We start from the raw sequence: 20,622 nt of genomic DNA, 5'->3' as shown, positions 1-20,622 counted from the left end.
GCCCTTTTTTTGTTATTATTATCCGTTCCGTTTCTATTTTACAACTCCCGGAGTAGTGTAAGGAAGCACCTGTGGATTAAAACTTGCCCATCCAGCTGTCCAGTCAGTAGTACCAAAAGCGCCTTTATAAGCCACCTTTTCAAAGAAATTATCAGTTAATTTAGCATTGCTAAAATCAGCTCCCGCTGCAGCTGCAGATCCAGCAACTACTGTAAAGTTCGGTACGCCTTGTTTACCTGAAGATGAAGAAACTAAATCGGCTGAGTACTTGTAAGGATCTGTGATTACGCTGGCAGCATATGCGTCCGGTGTAAATACATTTCTAGATAACAATGTAGGACTAATCAACGCCAAAGTAGTAGCATTAGATGCTTTAATTTGATTGCCTTTACCATTAGACCCTAATATTAGGTTATTTGCAAATACAGATTTACCACTCAAATAATTTGATGATGAATTTTGTGTTCCGCCAGCAGGTAAAGTATCGTCATAAAAAATACCTTCTGTGTAACCAGCAAACACAGAGTTCATAATACTGATAGCTGAATTTCTGCGAATCTGTGCAGCATGCTGATAGTTTGCATTGATACTTCCGGCGCCTGCTTTGTCTACAGGACCTATAATAGTTACGTTAGAGAAAACTGAAGAAGTTTGCGGGCTGCTGTTATCGCCTGCACCCATATTATCTGATTCAAATCCGTTTGATCCGGATACATCTGCAGTAGAAGCCAAACGCTGTGCAAGCGCAAACTGAATTTTACCTGAATAGCCATTGTCAGTATCGAAATCGTCATCCCATGTTGCTACAGCTATTAAGTGTTTTGCATTTACTGAACCGCCAAACCATTCAAATGCATCATCTCCTGAACGGTAAACCTGTACGTAGTCTACAGTTGTACCAGAACCCACGCTACCGAAGGTAATACCATTGATTTCATTATCTGGACCTAATGGTATACCCGCAAATTCAACACGTACATATTTTAATGTACCGGAATTATCCGCGTCATCGGTTCCGCCATGCTTACCTTTATCTGTTGCATCTGAAATACCTTCGATAGGCACAGATGTACCCAGGTTATTTTTAGCTTTACCTAACAGAATTAAACCACCCCAGTCACCAGCACTTCTGGCTCCAGCAGCTATACTTGAGGTAAATACAATTGGTTTATCTACTGATCCGGCAGCCTCTATCTTAGCACCTCTGGTGATAATTAAAGCTCCTTTTGTTGATTTATCTCCTTTTATTATTGTACCTGGCTGAATAGTAAGTGTAACATTGTTAGTTACGAAAACATTTCCTTTTAACAAGTAGATTTTATCGGCAGACCAAGTCGTAGCCGATGTAATATCCCCTGTCACTTCCACTACTCCACTTCCTGGATTAACTGGATCTCCGCCTCCATCTGAATTCTCACTTTTGGAGCAGCTTGCGAAAAAGACAAGCAGGCTTAATGCAGATGCTAATAGTTGTTTTTTCATTCGATTATTTTGTTTTTATTGGTTTATGAAAATGGATGTCCCTTTATAGGTTATACAAATCTACCGTTGGAATTTATGTTCATTGTGAACCCCATTTTAAATTTCTATTAACTTTCTTATTGTTACTTAACCTGGATTTAACCTTAAAAGGTATAAGAAAAAGATACAGAAAGGTTTCTGCCGGCACGATAGCTACTCAAGGTGTCATCAGCAGGACCTCCATCATACTTCTTGTTTGCATTCTGATCATAGTATAAGGTATTGCGTTGATTCAGAATGTCGCCCGCATTTAATTTAACCTCTCCTTTGTTTTTCATCACTTTCATGCTTAACTGCAAATCAATGACATCTCTTGGAGCCTCCCATACGGCTGGATAAACAACGCCTGCAGCGATAGCCAGCCTTCTGCCTACCTTGTTGTACAGTGCATTGAAGTTCAATTTATCACCAAGGAAACTATGCTGCAGACCAGCATTAATTACATAAGGCGCTTGGCCTACCATGGGACGGTCTGTGTCTTTGAGATTCAAACCACTCCCGCTTGGATTACTTACTTTAGACTTAACCAGGGAGACATTCGCATAAGCAGTAGTCGCTTTCAAAAAGTCGTTCTCGGCGATAAAATCAAGAGATTTCCTTAATTCAAATTCGACACCAAATACAGTTGCTTTATCAGAGTTGAAATAAGTGATTGTTCTGGTTGAAGTTGCGTCGCTGTTTAACGTCTCTATTGCATTCTTGAATTTCTTGTAGAAAGCAGAGACTGACACAATCTGTCCTGCAGAAGGATATAATTCGAAACGAATGTCAGCATTGTCAATTGAGGTTCTTTTTAAATCTGGATTACCTTGTTGAAAAGCTAGTAATTCGTAATCATAATAAGAGGAAATGGACAGCTCGCGGAATTCAGGTCTGGCGAGTGTGCGGTAGTAAGAGGCGCGGAGATTTATCTTATCAGTAAGACTATAGGTGAAATTTGCCGAAGGTAATACATCTATGTAATTCTGTTTTACTTTAGAGAGCGATGCCTGCTTCGCCTGAAGATCGAGATTAAACTGCTCAACTCGGGCTCCCCAAACTAGCCTGGCTTTATCTCCTATTTTATTATCAAGCATTAGATAACCTGCATTGGTCAACGAGTTCCCAGTGTAAGAGTCCTGGAAATTAGGAATTTCATCAAGTTTATAAATATTTGCATCCAGTAAGTCTCTACCGAACAACTGATTTAACGGCCTTTCCCGGATATCGGTGTCATCATTTCTTAGCAATAAACCAAGAAACCTTACATCGAAGCTACGATCTCTGTATTGTGAAGTCAGACCAGCTTTAAATGTAGCCTTCTGACTAAACAGCTCAACCGGCAAACTGTAATTAACAGCTGCTGCATAGCTATTCTCATTCAACTTTGAGAATAAGCGCGTATTCTCCTTACCTAAAGTGGAGACGTTCGCGGAATAGCCTACATCAGGGTTATTTGCATCAGCGAATAAACGTGTATAACTTACCTTACGCTGGTCCGGCTGATCATTCAGAATATTACTATAACTTAAAGACCAGTTCAACTTCGCGTTCCGCTCACCAATCTGATGATTACCTTCCAGAGTCGACTTAAATAAAGATTTTTGCAATAAATCAAATGCATAGAATTTCACATCACTTTGTGTATTCTGGTTAGTCCCGGTTCTTGACAGAAACTGATCATCGTAAATCCGGTTGTATATATTTTTGAAAGTAATTTTGCTCTTTCCATAAGTATAAGCAAAGTTAGCGAGCGCACCGATATTCGTAGAGAATTTATAGACATCATCGCGATAGTTATAGTCGTAATAATCACGGATAACATCCTTATTGATAGTCTGGGAATTACGGTAAGTTAAAGAGAGGATCGCACCTAACCGCCCCGAATTTTTCAATTCTTTCACCCGACCCACTGTAAACTGATAGTTTTGGGTCGGCAAAGCAGATCTCGAATAAATATTCCAGTCGGTAGGTAAACTTCTCAAAGCCTTCACATTTTGTTCCGGAGTCAAGACATTAATAATTTGTGAGCTAGTTGGAAAATTAGCCGGCAATTGCTTTTTGCCATTGTCAAATCCGAAATAATCAGAAGCATTTCTTGTACCACTTCTGAAATTCTTAAAAGTTGAAGCACTGTTGTAACCCGCGCCTACGGAGAAGTTGAAAAAGTTTTGCTCCGGAATGTCTTTGGTTTGTATCTGAATTGCCCCCCCCGTGAAATCTGCAGGCAGATCTGGTGTAGCTGTTTTATTAATAATCAGGTTTTCAACTAGACTGGATGGAACAATATCAAATGAGAATGCTTTTCTGTTAGGTTCAGTACTTGGCAAAGTTCCGCCGTCCAGCATTGCTGAATTATAGCGGTCACTCAATCCACGGATCACAACAAATTTATTATCTTGTATAGTTGCGCCGCTCACACGTTTCAGAACATCGGAAGTGTTTTTATCCGGAGACCTTTTAATGAGTTCTGAACTTATACCATCAGAAATTACTGCACTATTTTTTTGTTGGGCGTATAATGCGTTAATACTTTCTTTTTTGAAAGAACCTTTGATCACTACCTCACTAAGATTTTGGCTGCTTGCTTCCTCCAGTACGACATTCAGTACCGTGTTTCTGGCGGCATTGACCTCTACCTCCGATATTTCCTTACCGGTATAACCAATATACTGAAACACCAATGTGAGCTTTCCGCTGTTCAGTCCGGTCAACGCATATTTACCGTCAACATCTGTAGCAAGTCCTTTTGCTGTGCCTTTTATTTTAACGGTTACTCCTATTAATGTTTCTCCCGTTTTTTTATCACTTACGGTACCGGTAATCTTTCCATTCCCCTGTGCGAATAATGCTGCGTTAAAAAAAATGCAGAGAAGCGTCAGAATTATTTTTCTGAATTGTAGATGTAGTTTCAATTTTTGCCTGAATTAAAGTTTAGACAAAAGTATTACCACAGTATTACTAGCAGATCAACTGTACATTACCATTCATTAAAGTATATGTTAATAAATTGTAAACCATCTTAATGACTAATAACTTAGCCCCGTTTTTTTACAGATGAAGTGTAGTAACCAAATCGGTCCTATTAACAAAAACTTTACATCCTGTAAAAATGAAGGTCTCCTACCTTCTATTTTATGGCCTATAAACTGCCCTACCCAGGAGAATAAAAAGATAACTGCACATACCAACCAGACTGCCGGCCCTCCGGCAGCCTCCCATTTTTCCAGTTGAACTATTCCAATGGCTAAAATAAAGACCAACAGAATCATCATATAGGACAACACGGGGGACAGACGATAATAATAGTATCCAGAGAAAGCAATCAGAAAAGATGCCCAGTTCACAAATCCATTATACCTCCCTAAAAATTCGAGGTGAGGAAAAGGGATAGACCAGACCAGACCAATTAGACTAAAGATAATCAGCGGCACACATACCCAATGAATAAGTTTATTAGATGGATGCTGATGACTTACCGCATATTCATCGAAAAGAACATCTACTTGTCTACGCTGTCTTGTGCTGGTTTTAATACGCTGTTCTTTCTTCATCATGCAAAAATAAAAAAAGCGACAGGATAACCTATCGCTTTATAATTTATATATACCTGTAAATACAAGCAGATTCTGTATTCTTATTTCGCAAATGCAACAGATCTGGTCTCCCGGATTACTGTTACTTTAATCTGACCCGGATAAGTCATTTCAGTCTGAATACGGTTTGAAATATCTGCGGCGAGTAATTCTGCCTGCTGATCTGTGACCCGCTCACTTTCAACTACTACACGCAGTTCTCTTCCTGCCTGTATAGCAAAAGTTTTTTCTACACCAGGATAAGAAAGGGCAAGTTCCTCCAATTCTTTTAATCGCTTAATATAACTTTCAACGACTTCCCTTCTCGCGCCGGGACGTGCACCTGAAATAGCGTCACATGCCTGAATAATCGGTGAAATCATAGAGGTCATTTCAATTTCATCATGGTGGGCACCGATTGCATTACAGATTTCAGGATGTTCTTTATATTTCTCAGCAAGCTGCATACCTAAAATTGCGTGAGGCAATTCTGGATTATCATCAGGCACTTTTCCTATATCGTGCAGTAATCCTGCACGTTTCGCCATTTTCGCATTTAGCCCTAACTCAGCAGCCATGGTAGCACAGAAATTGGCCACCTCACGTGAGTGATGCAGCAGATTTTGTCCATAAGATGAACGGTAACGCATACGTCCAACCATCCTGATAAGCTCAGGATGTAATCCGTGGATACCTAAATCAATAACAGTCCGTTCTCCGATTTCAACGATCTCATCTTCTATCTGCTTTTTAGTCTTTGCAACGACTTCCTCAATACGCGCTGGATGTATACGACCATCTGTAACCAGACGATGTAAAGCCAAACGGGCAATCTCTCTTCTTACCGGATCAAATCCCGAAAGGATAATTGCTTCGGGTGTATCATCTACAATAATTTCAATTCCTGTAGCAGCTTCCAGCGCACGGATATTTCTTCCCTCACGCCCAATAACACGCCCCTTAATCTCGTCGCTTTCAATGTGAAATATAGAAACCGTGTTTTCTATAGCCGCTTCAACAGCGGTACGTTGTATAGTTTGGATTACAACCTTCTTAGCTTCTTTAGTCGCAGTTAATTTGGCTTCATCTACGATATCCTTTACCTGAATCATCGCTTGAGTACGCGCCTCCTGTTTCATGTTCTCCACCAATTGGTTTTTCGCTTCTTCTGCACTTAATCCGGCAATAGTTTCCAGTTGCTTGACGTGTTGATTTTTGAGGATCTCAACCTCTTCCTGCTTTTTAACTGCAAGATCAGTTTGTTTCTCCAGATTCTTTTTGTGATTGTCAAGCTCCTGTTCCTTACGGTTCATGTTTTCCAATCTCTGGTTTACAGACTGTTCTTTCTGTTTAATGGCATTTTCACGTTGATTAACCTGATTATTTTTGGTATTTACTTCCTGCTCATGCTCGGCTTTAAGCTGTAAAAATTTCTCCTTTGCTTCCAGTAATCTATCCTTCTTAAGAATTTCAGCATTACTCTCTGCTTCCTTCAAGATCTTCTTAACTTTCGTTTGCGCTGCAATCTCTTGAGACTTCAACAAATTACGAAGCAGATATCTGCCTATTAAAACACCAACCACCAGACCGGTGAGTACATATCCTATTATTCCTACTATTTCCATTTTAATTTATATATAAAAAACCTGCATGAACATTCAGCATCATTTGAATATGGTGCTCATGCAAGCGTGGTTATTCTTAATTTCTTATCTCAAAAAAAAAACCGGATCCAGTTTTAAGTTTCGTTACAGCCTCTGAATATAAAACACTTTATTTGCTGAATTGAGCTTTAAAGTATAAAATCTTCTTAATCGCGAAAATGAAACTTAAAACTTAACCACGGTTAAATTTAATTGCTATGAATATATGAATGTCTATTTAGTAAAAAAGTCATTCAGTAAACTATCTAATTCCTCGACCTTTTCAGCTACTGCAGAATCCTGGTCCTGAACTTTATTCTCTACCCTAAGTACTGCTGTTGCATAATGTAGAACTGCCATAGAAAGTAAATCCTGCTTATCTCTAACGGCATAATTCTCCTGATAATCTTTTATGCGTTCGTTAATAATTTTGGCTGCTCTCCGGACAATTTCTTCCTCTTCCATATTTACCTTCAGCGGGTAAATGCGGTCAGAAATAGTTATTTTAATCGAGATTTCTCCCATTTTTAGCTTTGTTTCAATTTCGTGTATCCTATTTATTTTTTCAGTAAGACTACACATTTATCGATTTCACGCACAAAATCGTTAATTTTTTGCTTTATATCAAGCGTCTTCTCACTGGTTCCCTCTATACTCTTGGCAAGCTTAAGCACCCTCATTTTCTCATCAAGATCAGAGATTTTAACCTTCGAAGAATTTAATGCAGCCTTAACAGCATCATTCTCTTGCTTCAATAGGTCATTCTCCTCCTGTAAAGCATGGCAAAGCTCTATCAGCTGGGCTGTTTTCTGTAATACGGAATTTAGTTTATCGGCAACCGAAGACATTAGATATAATTAGTGTGAGCTTTAAATTTATGCTAAAAGTAGCAAATATATTTACTTTCTGATCTCTGCTTTCGCTGATTGTTCCAAATTAGCAATAATCTTCTGCATAACTGAATCAATCTGTTTATCAGTTAACGTCTGCTGATCATCCTGCAAAGTGAAGTTCAGTGCGTATGATTTTTTTCCTTCCGGCAATTTATCACCCACGTAGACATCGAATACCTGCACCTGTTTCAACAGTTTCTTTTCCGTTTTAAAGGCTACGGCTTTTAATTGTTCAAATGTGACGCTAGCATCTACCAACATAGAAAGATCTCTTCTCACTACCGGGAATTTGGGGATTTCTTTAAAGATCACCTTATTTTTCCTGACGATATCAAGCAAAAGAGACCAATCAAAATCGGCATAATATACTTCCTTGTCTACATCAGCCAGTTTTTTATCAGCAGCCGTCACAGCACCGAAAGTAACAATAGTCTGTTGTCCTCTAAAATATCTCAACCCGAATGCATAATGTGCATCACTGATTTCTTCAATTTGATAATTTGCGATCCCTAAGCGGCCGATCACGGCCTCGACGGCAGATTTCAGATGATAGAAGGATAGGCCTTCATTTTTAGTGCTCCAGTTTTCTTCTCCCATTGCACCGGACATCACCAATAAAAGCCTCGGTCTTTCCACATAAGCATCATTGATTAAATGATATGTCTTGCCAAATTCATAAAATTTAACATCCGGGTTCCTCCGGTTCTGGTTATAAGCCACGCTCTCTAATGCGGGCGGTAAAAGGCGCTGGCGCATAACATTCAAATCCGAACTCAGCGGGTTTAGAATTTGTACAGCCTCCTCTTTTGGATCTGCATAAATACCCTTTGTTAGGGAATTACACCAGATTTCAAGGAAACCATTCGCCGTCAGTAAATCTGCAATCACATGCTGAGTTTGTTCCTTATCAGGCTTAGCTGTGAATGCCAGGGAAGCATTAATCTTAGTTGGAATTGCAATATTGTTATAACCATAGATCCTCAGCACTTCTTCAGTTACATCACATTCACGGGTTACATCTACTTTGTATGCAGGAATCTCGAGAGAAAGTCCCTCCTCATTTTCCTCTATAATTTTAATTCCCAGGGCAGAAATAATGGATTTGATTTCTTCGTCCGGTATAGCCGCTCCGATCAGTTTATTGATATTATGATAAGTTACTTCGACTTTGGCAGGATTAATAGGATCAGGATAAATATCAGAAATCTCGGAAGAAATATATCCACCACCCAATTCGCATATCAATAAAGCGGCTCTCTTTAACGCAAACACCGTCATTTCAGGATCAGTACCTCTTTCATATCTGAATGAAGCGTCAGTTTTTAGACCATGTCTTTTAGCGGTCTTACGAACAGATACTGCATTGAAATAAGCACTTTCAAGAAAAATATGAGTTGTTTTTTCAGATACACCAGAATTCTTTCCGCCGTATACACCGGCAATAGTCAGGGGCCTCTCTGCGTCGCAGATCATCAGATCTTCCGCACCCAATTTGCGTTCAACACCATCCAATGTGATAAATGATGTTCCTTCAGCACATTTTTTTATACTTACCTGTTTCCCACTGATCTCGTCTGCATCAAATGCATGGAGAGGCTGGCCAAGTTCGTGTAAGATATAGTTTGTTATATCTACAATATTATTAATCGGACGAATGCCAATTACTTTCAGCTTATCCTGTAACCAGTCAGGTGAAGGCTGAACTCTAACGCCGCTAATCGTAACGCTGCTATATCTAGGACATGCAATAGTATCCTCTACATTAACGTTGATTTCCAATGATTTATCTGCAGCTTTAAATGCAGAAACATCTGGCATTTTCAAATTCTGTTTTAAATACGCAGCCAAATCTCTTGCTACACCGTAGTGAGATGCCGCGTCTGCACGGTTAGGTGTTAAACCTATTTCAAACTGAAAATCATCTTCCAATTTGAAAAATTCACTTGCCGGAGTTCCAGGAACTGCATCTTCTTCTAGCACCATAATACCAGCGTGGGAATCACCCAGCCCAATCTCATCTTCTGCGCAGATCATACCCTCCGATACTTCACCCCGGATTTTTGATTTATTAATTTTAAACGGCTCCCCTTCATTCGGATGAACGGTTGTACCTACAGTAGCTACAACAACTTTCTGTCCGGCTGCAACATTAGATGCACCACATACAATCTGAACAGCTTCAGCTGCGCCTACATCTACCGTAGTAACACTCAATCTGTCTGCATTCGGGTGTTGTATGCGTGTCAGTACGTGTCCTATCACCAGACCTTCAAGCCCACCCCTTACCGGCTGAACTTTTTCCAGGCTTTCCACTTCAAGTCCTATATTGGTAAGTATCAATGAGAGTTCCTGTGGGGCGAGTTCCGTTGATAAGAATTGTTTAAGCCAATTGTATGATATCTTCATTTTTATATGCTGTCTAAAATGCAAAGATATAAAATAATGCTTTGCTGAAAATGAAATAGCCAGATAAACAAACTAGAACGCTCAGAAACATCCTTCATCTGCCAGACTATAATAATTGCCATTCACCAGAATTAAATGATCCAGCACCAGCAGGTCCAGTAACTTCCCGGCGTCTGCGAGTTTTCTAGTAATGAAAAGATCCTCTTTGCTTGGACGGAGATTTCCAGAGGGATGATTATGAGCAAGTATAATAAAAGTGCCCTGATTATCTATAGCCGTCTTGAAAATAATCTTGGGATCCGCAACAGTGCCTGCCCTCCCACCTTTACTGATCATATGTTTGCTTTTCACATAATTCGCCTGATTTAATAAGAGTATCCAGAACTCTTCATGATCTAAATCGGTGAATATAGGATGGAGATGCCTATAAGCATCATGTGAAGAATCTATTTTCTGCGGGCCGGCGGGAATAATCCCGGTACGTCTTCTACCTATTTCCAGTGCCGCTATGACGTGGAGTGCTTTGACTCTTCCTACTCCAGAGAAAGCAGTCAGATCCTTAACCGAGAGCTGACAAAGCCTGTCAAGATCATTTCCACAGGCAGAAAGAATCCGCTGGCTGAGCGAAACTGCATTTTCATTTCTATTCCCTGTACCGATCAGAATAGCCAGCAGTTCTGCATCAGAAAGATGTCTTCTGCCATAGAGTAACATTTTTTCCCGTGGTCTGTCTTCGGGAGCCCATGATTTAATGGTTATTTTGTCTTCTGCTTTAATCATAGACAAAAAAAAACGGGACAAGCAATGCTTGTCCCGTTTCCTTATATCTTAAAGATATTACTATTTTAAGCGATTAACAAATTTAGTTAATTTAGATTTGTTGTTAGCTGCTTTGTTTTTATGAATTACATTTTTCTTTGCTAAACGATCTAACATAGAAATTACTTTAGGCAATAACTCCTGACCTGATTGTCTATCTACAGAAGCACGCAATCTTTTAATAAAAGTACGAGTAGTTTTTGCCTGGTACCTGTTGCGTAAGCGTTTAGTCGCGTTAGCTCTTATTCTTTTTAAAGATGATTTATGATTTGCCATTTTTTAGTATAATAATATTTTATATGTAAAGGGTGGTGACTACGCCTGAATCCCCATTATCCTTATTTTATTCTCTTTTTTTCGGACTGCAAATATAGAACTTAACTTTCTAAATGCAAAACGATATTATAAATAATTTTAATATTCAAATTGGAATACTGAATAAAATCGATTATTAAAGTTTCTGTTTTAGAGTCGGATACAAATATAAGGAAATAAATGCAATGGAGACTGGTCGTATACCATATTGCTATATCTGCTCTGGCGAAGCATTCTACACAGACCAGATAATATTTAGGATAAAAATCCCGGGAACAGCACCTAAAATGCTATTTTTGAAAAAATGTATTTACTCAGGCGTTGTTCGAGAAACTTCTCATCACCGTATCGAGACAAATTTATTCAGATGAAAAAACGCATAGCCATATTTGCCTCCGGATCCGGATCCAATGCCCAGAAAATTATGGAACTGTTCAAAAACAATTCTGATGCAGAAATTGCAATTGTGCTGACCAACAATCCAGATGCCTACGTTTTGCAGAGGGCAGATAATTTTGAAATACCTACGCACATTTTTGACAAAAGGGAATTCAGAGAAACCAGTACTATAGTAGACCTACTGCAGAACCTTGATATTGACCTGATCGTTCTGGCGGGATTTCTATGGTTGATACCAAAACAACTTATCGCTGCTTATCCAGGAAGAATAATCAACATACATCCCGCCCTTCTTCCAAAATTCGGCGGAAAAGGTATGTACGGAGATCATGTACACAAAGCAGTAATGGAAGCTGGAGAATCAGAAGGCGGGATCACCATACATTATGTAGATGAAAATTATGACGAAGGAGAGTTTATCTATCAGGCGAAATATAAAATTGACAAAAATGACAATCTGGAAATGATAAAATTTAAAGGTCAACAACTTGAACATCAACATTATCCCCGTATTGTGGAAAGTATTTTAAAAAAGATAAATAAATAACACTTTTTTTATGAATATGATCTGAGGATTATCGCTTAAAAAGCCTATTTTTGCGGCTCAAAATCAACACCCAATGAGTCAACAAATTAAGATCAAAAACGCTTTAATCTCAGTATATTACAAAGATGGTCTGGAACCACTTGTCCGCCTGCTAGCTTCACAGGGAGTACAATTATTTTCAACCGGTGGTACAGAACAGTTCATCAAAGACCTGAATCTGCCAGTTACAGCAGTTGAAGATCTGACCGGTTATCCCTCAATTTTGGGTGGCAGAGTCAAGACCTTACATCCTAAGGTATTTGGTGGCATTTTAAACCGAAGAAATCTGGATGCAGACAAGGCTCAGATCAATGAATTTGAAATCCCGGAAATTGACCTGGTAATTGTAGACCTTTATCCTTTTGAGGAAACACTTAAATCAGGTGGGACAACAGAGGAAATCATAGAAAAAATTGACATTGGTGGTATCTCCCTGATCAGGGCAGCTGCCAAAAACTTTAACGATGTTGTTATTCTGGCGTCGAAAGACGATTATTCAAAACTGCACGAGCAGCTGGAAAACCAAAATGGAGAAACAACTTTAGAGCAGCGCAAAAGTTATGCAAAAAAAGCGTTCCATACTTCCTCTCATTACGACACTGCGATCTTCAACTATTTCAATACTGAAGACCCGCTAACTGTTTTCAAACAAAGTTTAAACACAGCAAAAACTTTACGTTACGGAGAAAACCCACATCAGAAAGGTGTTTTCTATGGCGATCTGGATGCGATGTTTAGCAAACTTAACGGTAAAGAGCTATCCTATAATAACCTGGTAGATGTTGATGCAGCTGTCAGCCTAATTGACGAATTCCAGGAGCCTACTTTTGCGATCTTAAAACATACCAATGCATGCGGTGTAGCATCAAGACAAACTATAGCACAGGCATGGAATGACGCACTGGCATGTGACCCCGTATCTGCATTTGGCGGCGTACTGATTGCAAACCGGGAAATCGACCTGGAAACAGCAACAGAAATTAACAAATTATTTTTCGAAGTACTCATTGCACCATCTTACCAGCCGGAAGCTGTAGAGCTGTTTAAAGCTAAAAAAAACAGAGTAATTCTTCAGCGTAACCCTGTTGAGCTAAGTACGAAGCAATTTAAAACTTTATTGAACGGTGTAATTGAACAAGATAAAGACCTCATTATAGAAAACACAGATCAAATGGTTACTGTAACTGAAAAAACACCAACGCCAGCTGAGCTGTCCGATCTATTTTTCGCTAACAAAATCGTTAAACACACGAAATCAAACACCATTGTATTTGTTAAAGACAACACTTTACTTGCAAGTGGTGTAGGCCAAACTTCAAGAGTTGATGCATTGAAACAAGCTATTGTAAAAGCAGATGCTTTCGGGTTTAGCCTAATTGGTTCAGTTATGGCTTCGGATGCATTTTTCCCTTTCCCAGATTGTGTAGAAATTGCAGCAGGAGCAGGTATAACTGCTGTTTTACAGCCAGGAGGATCAATTAAAGATGCTGACTCTGTAAATATGGCAAATGAAAAACGTATTGCTATGGTAACCACTGGAATTAGACATTTCAAGCATTAATTTTTTCTCCTTGAATACAATAAAAAGATGTAGTTTTACATTATATAGTATACAGAATTTTTAATCTATAACTTATCACCTATAAATGGGTTTATTTAACTGGTTCACACAAGAGGTTGCCATAGATTTAGGCACCGCAAACACCCTGATTATACACAATGATAAAGTGGTTGTTGATGAGCCTTCGATAGTAGCTTTTGACAGACAGACAAATAAGATCATCGCTATCGGCCGTCAGGCTATGCAAATGGAAGGTAAGACACACGATAATATACGTACAGTCAGACCTTTAAAAGACGGCGTAATAGCTGACTTCAACGCTGCTGAAGCCATGATCAAAGGAATGATCCGCATGCTTAACGGCGGTAAAGGCTGGATGTTCCCTTCCCTGAGAATGGTAATATGTATTCCATCCGGTATCACTGAAGTAGAAAAACGTGCAGTTCGTGACTCAGCTGAAATTGCAGGCGCGAAAGAAGTTTACCTGATTCACGAGCCGATGGCTGCTGCTGTAGGGATTGGCATTGACGTAGAAGAACCTATGGGTAACATGATTATAGATATCGGTGGTGGTACTACTGAAATTGCTGTAATCGCACTTTCCGGTATAGTTTGCGATCAGAGTATTCGCGTAGCCGGAGACAACTTTGACTCAGATATCGTCAACTATATTCGTCGTCAGCACAACATTATGATTGGTGATCGTACTGCGGAAAAAATCAAAATAGAAGTTGGTGCCGCTTTACCTGAATTATCAGACCCACCTGCAGATTTCGCTGTACAAGGAAGAGATCTGATGACAGGTGTACCGAAGCAAATTACTGTTTCTTACACTGAAATCGCACATTGTCTGGACAAATCAATTTCTAAAATTGAAGAAGCAATTTTGAAAGCTCTTGAGATTACACCTCCTGAACTTTCCGCTGACATCTATCAGACAGGAATTTATCTGACTGGTGGCGGTGCTTTACTGCGTGGTTTGGATAAACGTGTAGCAGCAAAAACAAAATTACCGGTACATGTCGCGGAAGACCCACTAAGAGCAGTTGTACGCGGTACAGGTATAGCACTTAAAAACATCGGGGGATATAAATTCCTGATGCAATAAATAAAGAATAGCATAAAATGTGAGTATAGCTAGAGGCTGTACTCACATTTTTCATAAGGAAATTAACATGCGTAACCTTTGGATCTTCATAAACAGATATAACGCATTTTTCCTGTTCATAATCTTTTTTACAGCGGGTATCATACTAACTGTAAGAAACAATGCTTATCAGCGCAGCGTAACCTTTAATTCTACCAATGCAGTTGTTGGCCAGGCTTACGAGAAACTGAACGTATTTAAGCGATATATGAACCTGGGTACTGTCAACGACAGCCTCGCCCTGGAAAATGCCAGGCTCAACACCAAAATACTAGCGATCCAAAGCTTGGATACCGCAAAAAACACCCTGGTTAAGGACACAGCAAATCATGTGCAGTATACCTATCTCGCCGCCAGAGTTATTAAAAACTCCATTACTTTAAGAAATAATGTAATCACAATTAATAAGGGATCTGCTGATGGAATTCAGAGTGGCATGGCCGTGATTTCTGCTGGCAGAGGGGTTGTAGGGATCATCAGAGACGTTTCAGATCATCTTGCCACTATTGAATCCCTCTTGAATAAAGATGCCAAGATCAGTGTAAGTATTAAATCTACCAACGCACTGGGTTCGCTTGTTTGGGGAGACCGTAATTCAAATTATCGTAAAGCCTACATTAAGGATATTCCAAATCATTTTAAAGTTAAATTAAAAGATACTGTCGTAACTTCCGGTTTTGGTTCATTTCCAGCTGGAATTGAAGTTGGTACGATTAGTAACAGGGGAATTTCTACCGGAGATAATTTCCTGACTATACAGATTGACCTCTTTAATGATTTCAGTACCTTGCAGTATGTGTATGTGATCAAGGATAAATTAGCACAGGAACAGAAAACACTAGAATCAAAGTTACCAAATGAACAGTAAAATCATACTAATTAATATTTTAAGGTGGTTTATTCTGCTTTCTGTGCAGATCCTGTTACTTCGTAACCTGAGTTTTTATGATCTGGCTACTCCTTTTACATACATTCTTTTCTTACTGCTGCTCCCATTCGGTATTCCCAATCTTGTTTTATATCTAATTGCGTTCGGCACTGGCTTAACATTGGATACATTCTTTGATACACTTGGTGTTCATACAGCAGCATGTGTTGCTCTGGCTTTTGTACGCATTTCGTTTATCTCAATTACGGTAAGCCGTGACAATTTTGACGAGCCGGAACCTACACTTGGGAATATGGGGTTTAAATGGTTTTCTCTTTACGCCCTGTTGTGCACATTCTCACATCATTTAGTTTTGTTTCTTTTAGAAGCATTCCGATTCACAGAACTGTCCTACACCCTAGCGCGGTGTTTATTAAGCGGCACCTTTACATTGTTTACTGTATTCATGATAGAATTTATATTCTATAATAGAAAAATGCGCTAATGGATAATCTGTTCAATAGAAAATATATCGTTCAGGGACTCTTTATAGTGGTTGCATTAATTCTTGTCGGCCAGCTTTTCTATATTCAGGTCGCTAGTGATCGGTATTTCTTATCAGCAAACAGCAACGTCTTAAGAAAAAAATATACGTTTCCGGCTAGAGGCGTGATCTTGGACAGGAATAATAAGGTTATCGTTCAGAATGAACCAGTATATGATCTGATGGTTACCCCAAACCTTGTCAAAGAATTTGATACACTTGCTTTCTGCAATATTATCGGCATAGATATGAAAGGATTTCATAAGCGTTTCGATAAAGCCAGAAATCAGAGCAGATATCAGCGTACCGTCTTTGAAAAACAGCTCTCCGTACAGACATATGCTGCACTTCAGGAGAGACTTTCCCGTTTCCCCGGATTCGAAACACAAAACAGGACAGTCAGACATTACCCCGATAGTATTGCAGGGCAGTTTTTTGGTTATGTAAAAGAAGTATCGGCGAAAGATATAGAAGACAGTGAAGGATACTATCGTCCAGGGGATTATATAGGTAAATCTGGTGTGGAGCGGGAATATAATGACGTTCTCAGGGGTGAAAGAGGTGTAGAGAACACGATATATAATGCCAAAAACGTACCTCAGGGAAGTTATCTGGATGGTAAATTTGATACGCTAGCTGTGTCTGGCGAGACTTTAATCTCATCACTGAATATTGACATTCAGAAGTTGGGTGAGCAGCTTATGCATAATAAAGTTGGTAGTATCGTTGCTATCGAACCTTCTACCGGAGAAGTCCTGGCATTTGTTAGCAGTCCGACTTACGACCCTAATTTGATGGTTGGCCGTCAACAGGGAAATAATTATATGGATATCTTTCGTCAGCCGAATCGACCTTTTACAGTAAGACCACTTTCAGGTTATTATTCACCAGGATCATCCTTCAAACCGCTGGATGCATTACTTGGTCTGCAGGAAGGCGTTATAGATCCAAATACTACGTTTAACTGCCCCGGTTATTACTGGGCCGGAAATCACCAGGTTAAATGCGAACATGTTGATGGAAATATATCTTTGCGAAAAGGTCTAGCCAGATCTTGCAACACCTATGCGTGTTATGTCTTTCAAAAGTTGATGACACAGAAGAAATTCAAGAATAAGATTGAAGCCTATGATTCCTGGGAGGCTAAAGTAAGAAAGTTTGGTTTAGGCTCGAAACTAGATCTTGATATGCCTTTTGAGAGAAAAGGCAGGCTGTTTACTTCCGAAGAATATACTAAAAGATTTGGAAAATACTGGGGCTATACCACTATCATTTCACTGGCAATCGGCCAGGGTGAGATGAGTGCAACACCATTACAGATGGCAAATATTATGGCTATTATTGCCAATCGTGGTTATTATATGAAACCTCACTTGATTAAAGGCATCGGAGAGAAGAAGAACGTAAGAAAAGAATACCTGACTAAAAACTATGTGGACGTCGACACCAGACATTTTGAACCTGTAATTGATGGGATGCAGGATGCTGTTAATGCTGCATACGGTACAGCAAGAGCTTCGGCTATTCCTGATATACTCTTTTGTGGAAAAACCGGAACCGTACAGAACCCGCATGGAAAAAATCACTCCGTCTTTATCGGATTTGCACCAAGGGATAATCCTAAAATTGCAATAGCTGTAATTGTGGAAAATGCAGGATTTGGTAGTTCATATGCGGCACCTATAGCCAGTTATATGACTGAAAAATATCTGACAGGTAAACTTTCCGGTAACCGCGGAGAAAGAGCAGAATGGATGAAGAAGCAAGTTATTTTACCTGACATGCCAAAACCAAAGGTTAAATTACCGCCATATCAGGCAGACAGCGTAAAGCCAGTACCAGTTCAGCAACCAGTAAACCAATCTACATCAATTAACTAATGAGTACACAACAAGGCGGCCGTTTTTTCTTCAATGTAGACTGGATCACAATTCTAATCTATATAGCCTTATGCGCGGTTGGATTTGTAAATATTTACGCGTCTATTTATAACCCGGATAATTCAACCCTGTTTAATTTCAGCAGTAATTACGGTAAACAACTCATTTTTATTATTACGGCGCTGATAGTAGGCTTCTCCATATTGCTGATGGATGCAAAGTTTTTCAGTGTCTTTTCACCAATAGTTTATGGGATAACCATGCTGTTGCTTGTAGCCGTACTTTTAGTTGGCCGAAAAGTCGCCGGAAATCAAGCCTGGATTCCCTTGGGTTCTTTCAGGCTCCAGCCTTCAGAGCTAGCCAAATTTGGTACAGCCTTATTACTGGCCAGATACGTCAGTAGCTTCAATCCTAAGTTTAGGGACTTCAAATCTATAATGTTTGCTGCATTAATCGTTTTATTTCCATTAATGCTGATTATGCTGCAACCAGACACAGGATCTGCACTGGTATTCCTATCCTTTATGTTCCCTTTATACCGGGAAGGACTTTCGGGGTATTTTTTATTGATTTTTCTGGGGATGATCGTCTTGTTTATTGCAGACTTCCTGTTACCCATTACACTCATTATCCCGGTGATATTGGTTATTGGTGGAATATTCGTCTATCAGAACAGAAGAAAACAGAAAGTCATGTTTTCTATCATATTGACGACTATAATAGCTATCGCCTATTTATTCTTGGTCAGGGTAGCTTATGAAAAAGTATTGGAACCGCATCAACGGACAAGGATTGAGATCATGCTTGGCCAGAAAACAGATCCGAAAGGAGCAGGTTATAATGTGATCCAGTCAAAAATTGCTATCGGCTCGGGTCAGATCACCGGACGGGGATTTCTAGAAGGTACACAAACCAAATATGGTTATGTCCCTGAACAGAGTACAGACTTTATTTTCTCAACAATCGGTGAAGAATGGGGCTTTGTGGGCTGTACCATCGTAGTTGCGCTCTATCTTTTTCTACTACTCAGGTTAATTAATCTGGCAGAACGTCAGCGATCAACTTTTTCCCGGGTGTACGGCTACTGTGTCGCTAGTATTATATTCTTCCATTTCTTTATTAACATAGGTATGACTATCGGAATAATACCGGTTATAGGAATCCCTCTTCCCTTTATTAGTTATGGAGGGTCTTCCTTATGGAGCTTTACCGTGTTACTATTTATCTTCCTGAAGCTGGATTCAAATCGTATGGGCTTTATTTAATGATTAAAGCGTTGCTGCAATAATTCATAAAACTGATCTGCAGTTTCCTGTTTACCTTCCCAATTATGCTTCACCGCATAATTGTTCTGAAGAAACTGGTGGGCACTTTCCAGGTCAGGCATTTTATTAAGCAGATCAATAGCTTCTGAATATGCCAGATTGTATCCGTTGAAAAGATCCTTAATATAGCGCATCTTGTCATTCAAACTTATCGCTTGCTTCAAGTCGTGAATAACCGCTTTCTTTTGTTCACTCGTCGTATTTCTGGTATTCTGGCTGGATAGTAAATCATTCAAAGTTAGTTTGGGCACGGTATTGTCGACATTTTCAGTTTGTTTACGCTCGAGTTCGCGACTGCCTGCCTTAACTGACTCTGGCTGCTGAAAGGATAAAGGAGTACTCAACTTCTCTCTTTCCGGAACAGATGGAGGAATGGACAGGTCGGGCTCTGTATGTTGCGCAACAGAATCCGGCAATGGAGAAGCAGGAGTTGCTGTTGCGGTATCGTGGTCAGTCTGGAAAACCTCTATCGGTCGTTCCTGAACCGGGTAATCCGTTTTCACTTCAGTTTCGACAGGCAAATGAACTATGGGCTCGACAATAACAATTTCCGCGGGAGTAACTGCGTCTAATGGCACCTCCTGTACCTCCGCTAATGTAAAAGCCGTTTCGGAATCAGCTGATACGAGAAAGGGCTCCGGTCCTATTTCATCATCTTCATCAGTTACGGGCTCAACCATTAAGCTATCTTTTTCTCGAAGCTTTTGCTTTTGTGCAATTATATGCTCCTCTTCTGCACTTAGTGCCCTGTCAAATATTTCCCCTACAGCTTTTTCTTCGAAATCAAACAGATCTGCTGATGGCTTGTCATTAAGAATGAACTCAAACTTCGACGGCTCATTGTCAGGTTTGAATATTTCCTTTTCCAGTACAGGTATAACCGGTTTGATCTCCACTGTGGAAACCTCATCCTGATTAATATTTTCCTGCGGCTTGTCCTTATTTACAGGTGGATTCTTAGCCTTACTCATCTTCTGAAATACCTGGACATGCTCCGCTAAAAAATTAGCATTAGCCTGGAAAAGATCCAGTTCAAAGCCATTCCAGTCACGCGGGTGCTCTTCGAGATATTGGTATTGATCTGTCAACTCATTGAGTATCTGTCCGATTTTTTTAAAAATATCCTCCTGGTTCATCATAGTATAATAACGTTCAAATTGA

General features: G+C 39.6%; 17 protein-coding genes. 7 read left to right on the top strand and 10 right to left on the bottom strand.

All coding sequences use genetic code 11. The features are described 5' to 3' along the window. Positions 1-33: 33 nt before the first annotated feature. The 9 genes from BLR53_RS09415 to rpsT form a co-directional block, all read right to left on the bottom strand. Positions 34-1,482, bottom strand: a complete 1,449-nt coding sequence (locus tag BLR53_RS09415; RefSeq protein ID WP_074589169.1) for a hypothetical protein — start codon at positions 1,480-1,482, stop codon at positions 34-36. A 143-nt stretch (positions 1,483-1,625) separates the two neighbouring features. Further along, the gene (locus tag BLR53_RS09410; protein ID WP_074589167.1) at positions 1,626-4,415 is read right to left on the bottom strand and encodes a TonB-dependent receptor; all 2,790 of its coding nucleotides are present in this window, start codon (positions 4,413-4,415) and stop codon (positions 1,626-1,628) included. Positions 4,416-4,529: 114 nt separating this feature from the next. Continuing rightward, entirely contained in the window at positions 4,530-5,057 is a 528-nt protein-coding gene (locus BLR53_RS09405; protein WP_037440502.1) for an Mpo1 family 2-hydroxy fatty acid dioxygenase, read from the bottom strand. Positions 5,058-5,137: 80 nt separating this feature from the next. After that, positions 5,138-6,700, bottom strand: coding sequence for a ribonuclease Y (gene rny, locus BLR53_RS09400; RefSeq protein WP_074589165.1), 1,563 nt, complete (start codon positions 6,698-6,700; stop codon positions 5,138-5,140). 252 nt (positions 6,701-6,952) lie between these two features. After that, entirely contained in the window at positions 6,953-7,243 is a 291-nt protein-coding gene (locus BLR53_RS09395; protein ID WP_037440512.1) for a cell division protein ZapA, read from the bottom strand. Between the two features lie 32 nt (positions 7,244-7,275). Further along, positions 7,276-7,566 carry a hypothetical protein gene (locus BLR53_RS09390; RefSeq protein ID WP_037440500.1) on the bottom strand — a complete coding sequence of 97 codons (291 nt, stop codon included), beginning with the start codon at positions 7,564-7,566 and terminating at the stop codon, positions 7,276-7,278. Between the two features lie 51 nt (positions 7,567-7,617). After that, complete coding sequence (pheT, locus tag BLR53_RS09385; protein WP_074589163.1) at positions 7,618-10,017, bottom strand: phenylalanine--tRNA ligase subunit beta; 2,400 nt, start codon at positions 10,015-10,017, stop codon at positions 7,618-7,620. Positions 10,018-10,098: 81 nt separating this feature from the next. Beyond that, positions 10,099-10,797 carry a RadC family protein gene (gene radC, locus BLR53_RS09380; protein WP_037440498.1) on the bottom strand — a complete coding sequence of 233 codons (699 nt, stop codon included), beginning with the start codon at positions 10,795-10,797 and terminating at the stop codon, positions 10,099-10,101. A gap of 60 nt (positions 10,798-10,857) precedes the next feature. Continuing rightward, positions 10,858-11,112: a 30S ribosomal protein S20 gene (rpsT, locus tag BLR53_RS09375; RefSeq protein WP_037440496.1), complete on the bottom strand. Its 255-nt coding sequence runs from the start codon at positions 11,110-11,112 to the stop codon at positions 10,858-10,860. A 406-nt stretch (positions 11,113-11,518) separates the two neighbouring features. On the opposite strand from rpsT, the gene purN reads away from it, so the two are divergent. From purN to rodA, 7 genes are all read left to right on the top strand, one after another. After that, on the top strand, positions 11,519-12,097 hold the full coding sequence (gene purN, locus BLR53_RS09370; protein ID WP_037440494.1) for a phosphoribosylglycinamide formyltransferase: 579 nt from the start codon (positions 11,519-11,521) through the stop codon (positions 12,095-12,097). Positions 12,098-12,170: 73 nt separating this feature from the next. Continuing rightward, the gene (gene purH / locus BLR53_RS09365) at positions 12,171-13,697 is read left to right on the top strand and encodes a bifunctional phosphoribosylaminoimidazolecarboxamide formyltransferase/IMP cyclohydrolase (protein ID WP_037440492.1); all 1,527 of its coding nucleotides are present in this window, start codon (positions 12,171-12,173) and stop codon (positions 13,695-13,697) included. Between the two features lie 85 nt (positions 13,698-13,782). Next, positions 13,783-14,805, top strand: a complete 1,023-nt coding sequence (locus tag BLR53_RS09360) for a rod shape-determining protein (protein ID WP_037440490.1) — start codon at positions 13,783-13,785, stop codon at positions 14,803-14,805. 67 nt (positions 14,806-14,872) lie between these two features. Beyond that, positions 14,873-15,712, top strand: coding sequence for a rod shape-determining protein MreC (gene mreC, locus BLR53_RS09355; protein WP_037440488.1), 840 nt, complete (start codon positions 14,873-14,875; stop codon positions 15,710-15,712). Continuing rightward, positions 15,702-16,217, top strand: coding sequence for a hypothetical protein (locus BLR53_RS09350; protein ID WP_037440486.1), 516 nt, complete (start codon positions 15,702-15,704; stop codon positions 16,215-16,217). Before mreC ends, BLR53_RS09350 begins: the two co-directional genes overlap by 11 nt. Beyond that, positions 16,217-18,136, top strand: a complete 1,920-nt coding sequence (mrdA, locus tag BLR53_RS09345; protein ID WP_074589159.1) for a penicillin-binding protein 2 — start codon at positions 16,217-16,219, stop codon at positions 18,134-18,136. The genes BLR53_RS09350 and mrdA overlap by 1 nt, the downstream gene beginning before the upstream one ends. After that, complete coding sequence (gene rodA, locus BLR53_RS09340; RefSeq protein WP_074589154.1) at positions 18,136-19,401, top strand: rod shape-determining protein RodA; 1,266 nt, start codon at positions 18,136-18,138, stop codon at positions 19,399-19,401. Before mrdA ends, rodA begins: the two co-directional genes overlap by 1 nt. Here the strand turns inward: rodA and BLR53_RS09335 are convergent. Then, positions 19,398-20,600: a hypothetical protein gene (locus BLR53_RS09335; RefSeq protein ID WP_143007853.1), complete on the bottom strand. Its 1,203-nt coding sequence runs from the start codon at positions 20,598-20,600 to the stop codon at positions 19,398-19,400. The two genes, rodA and BLR53_RS09335, sit on opposite strands and share 4 nt — an antisense overlap. Positions 20,601-20,622: the final 22 nt, after the last annotated feature.

This window comes from Pedobacter antarcticus, assembly GCF_900103515.1.
Classification (GTDB): Bacteria; Bacteroidota; Bacteroidia; order Sphingobacteriales; family Sphingobacteriaceae; genus Pedobacter; species Pedobacter antarcticus.
The sequence above is the reverse complement of the archived record's forward strand: the minus strand, read 5'-3'. Positions and strand labels throughout refer to the sequence as shown.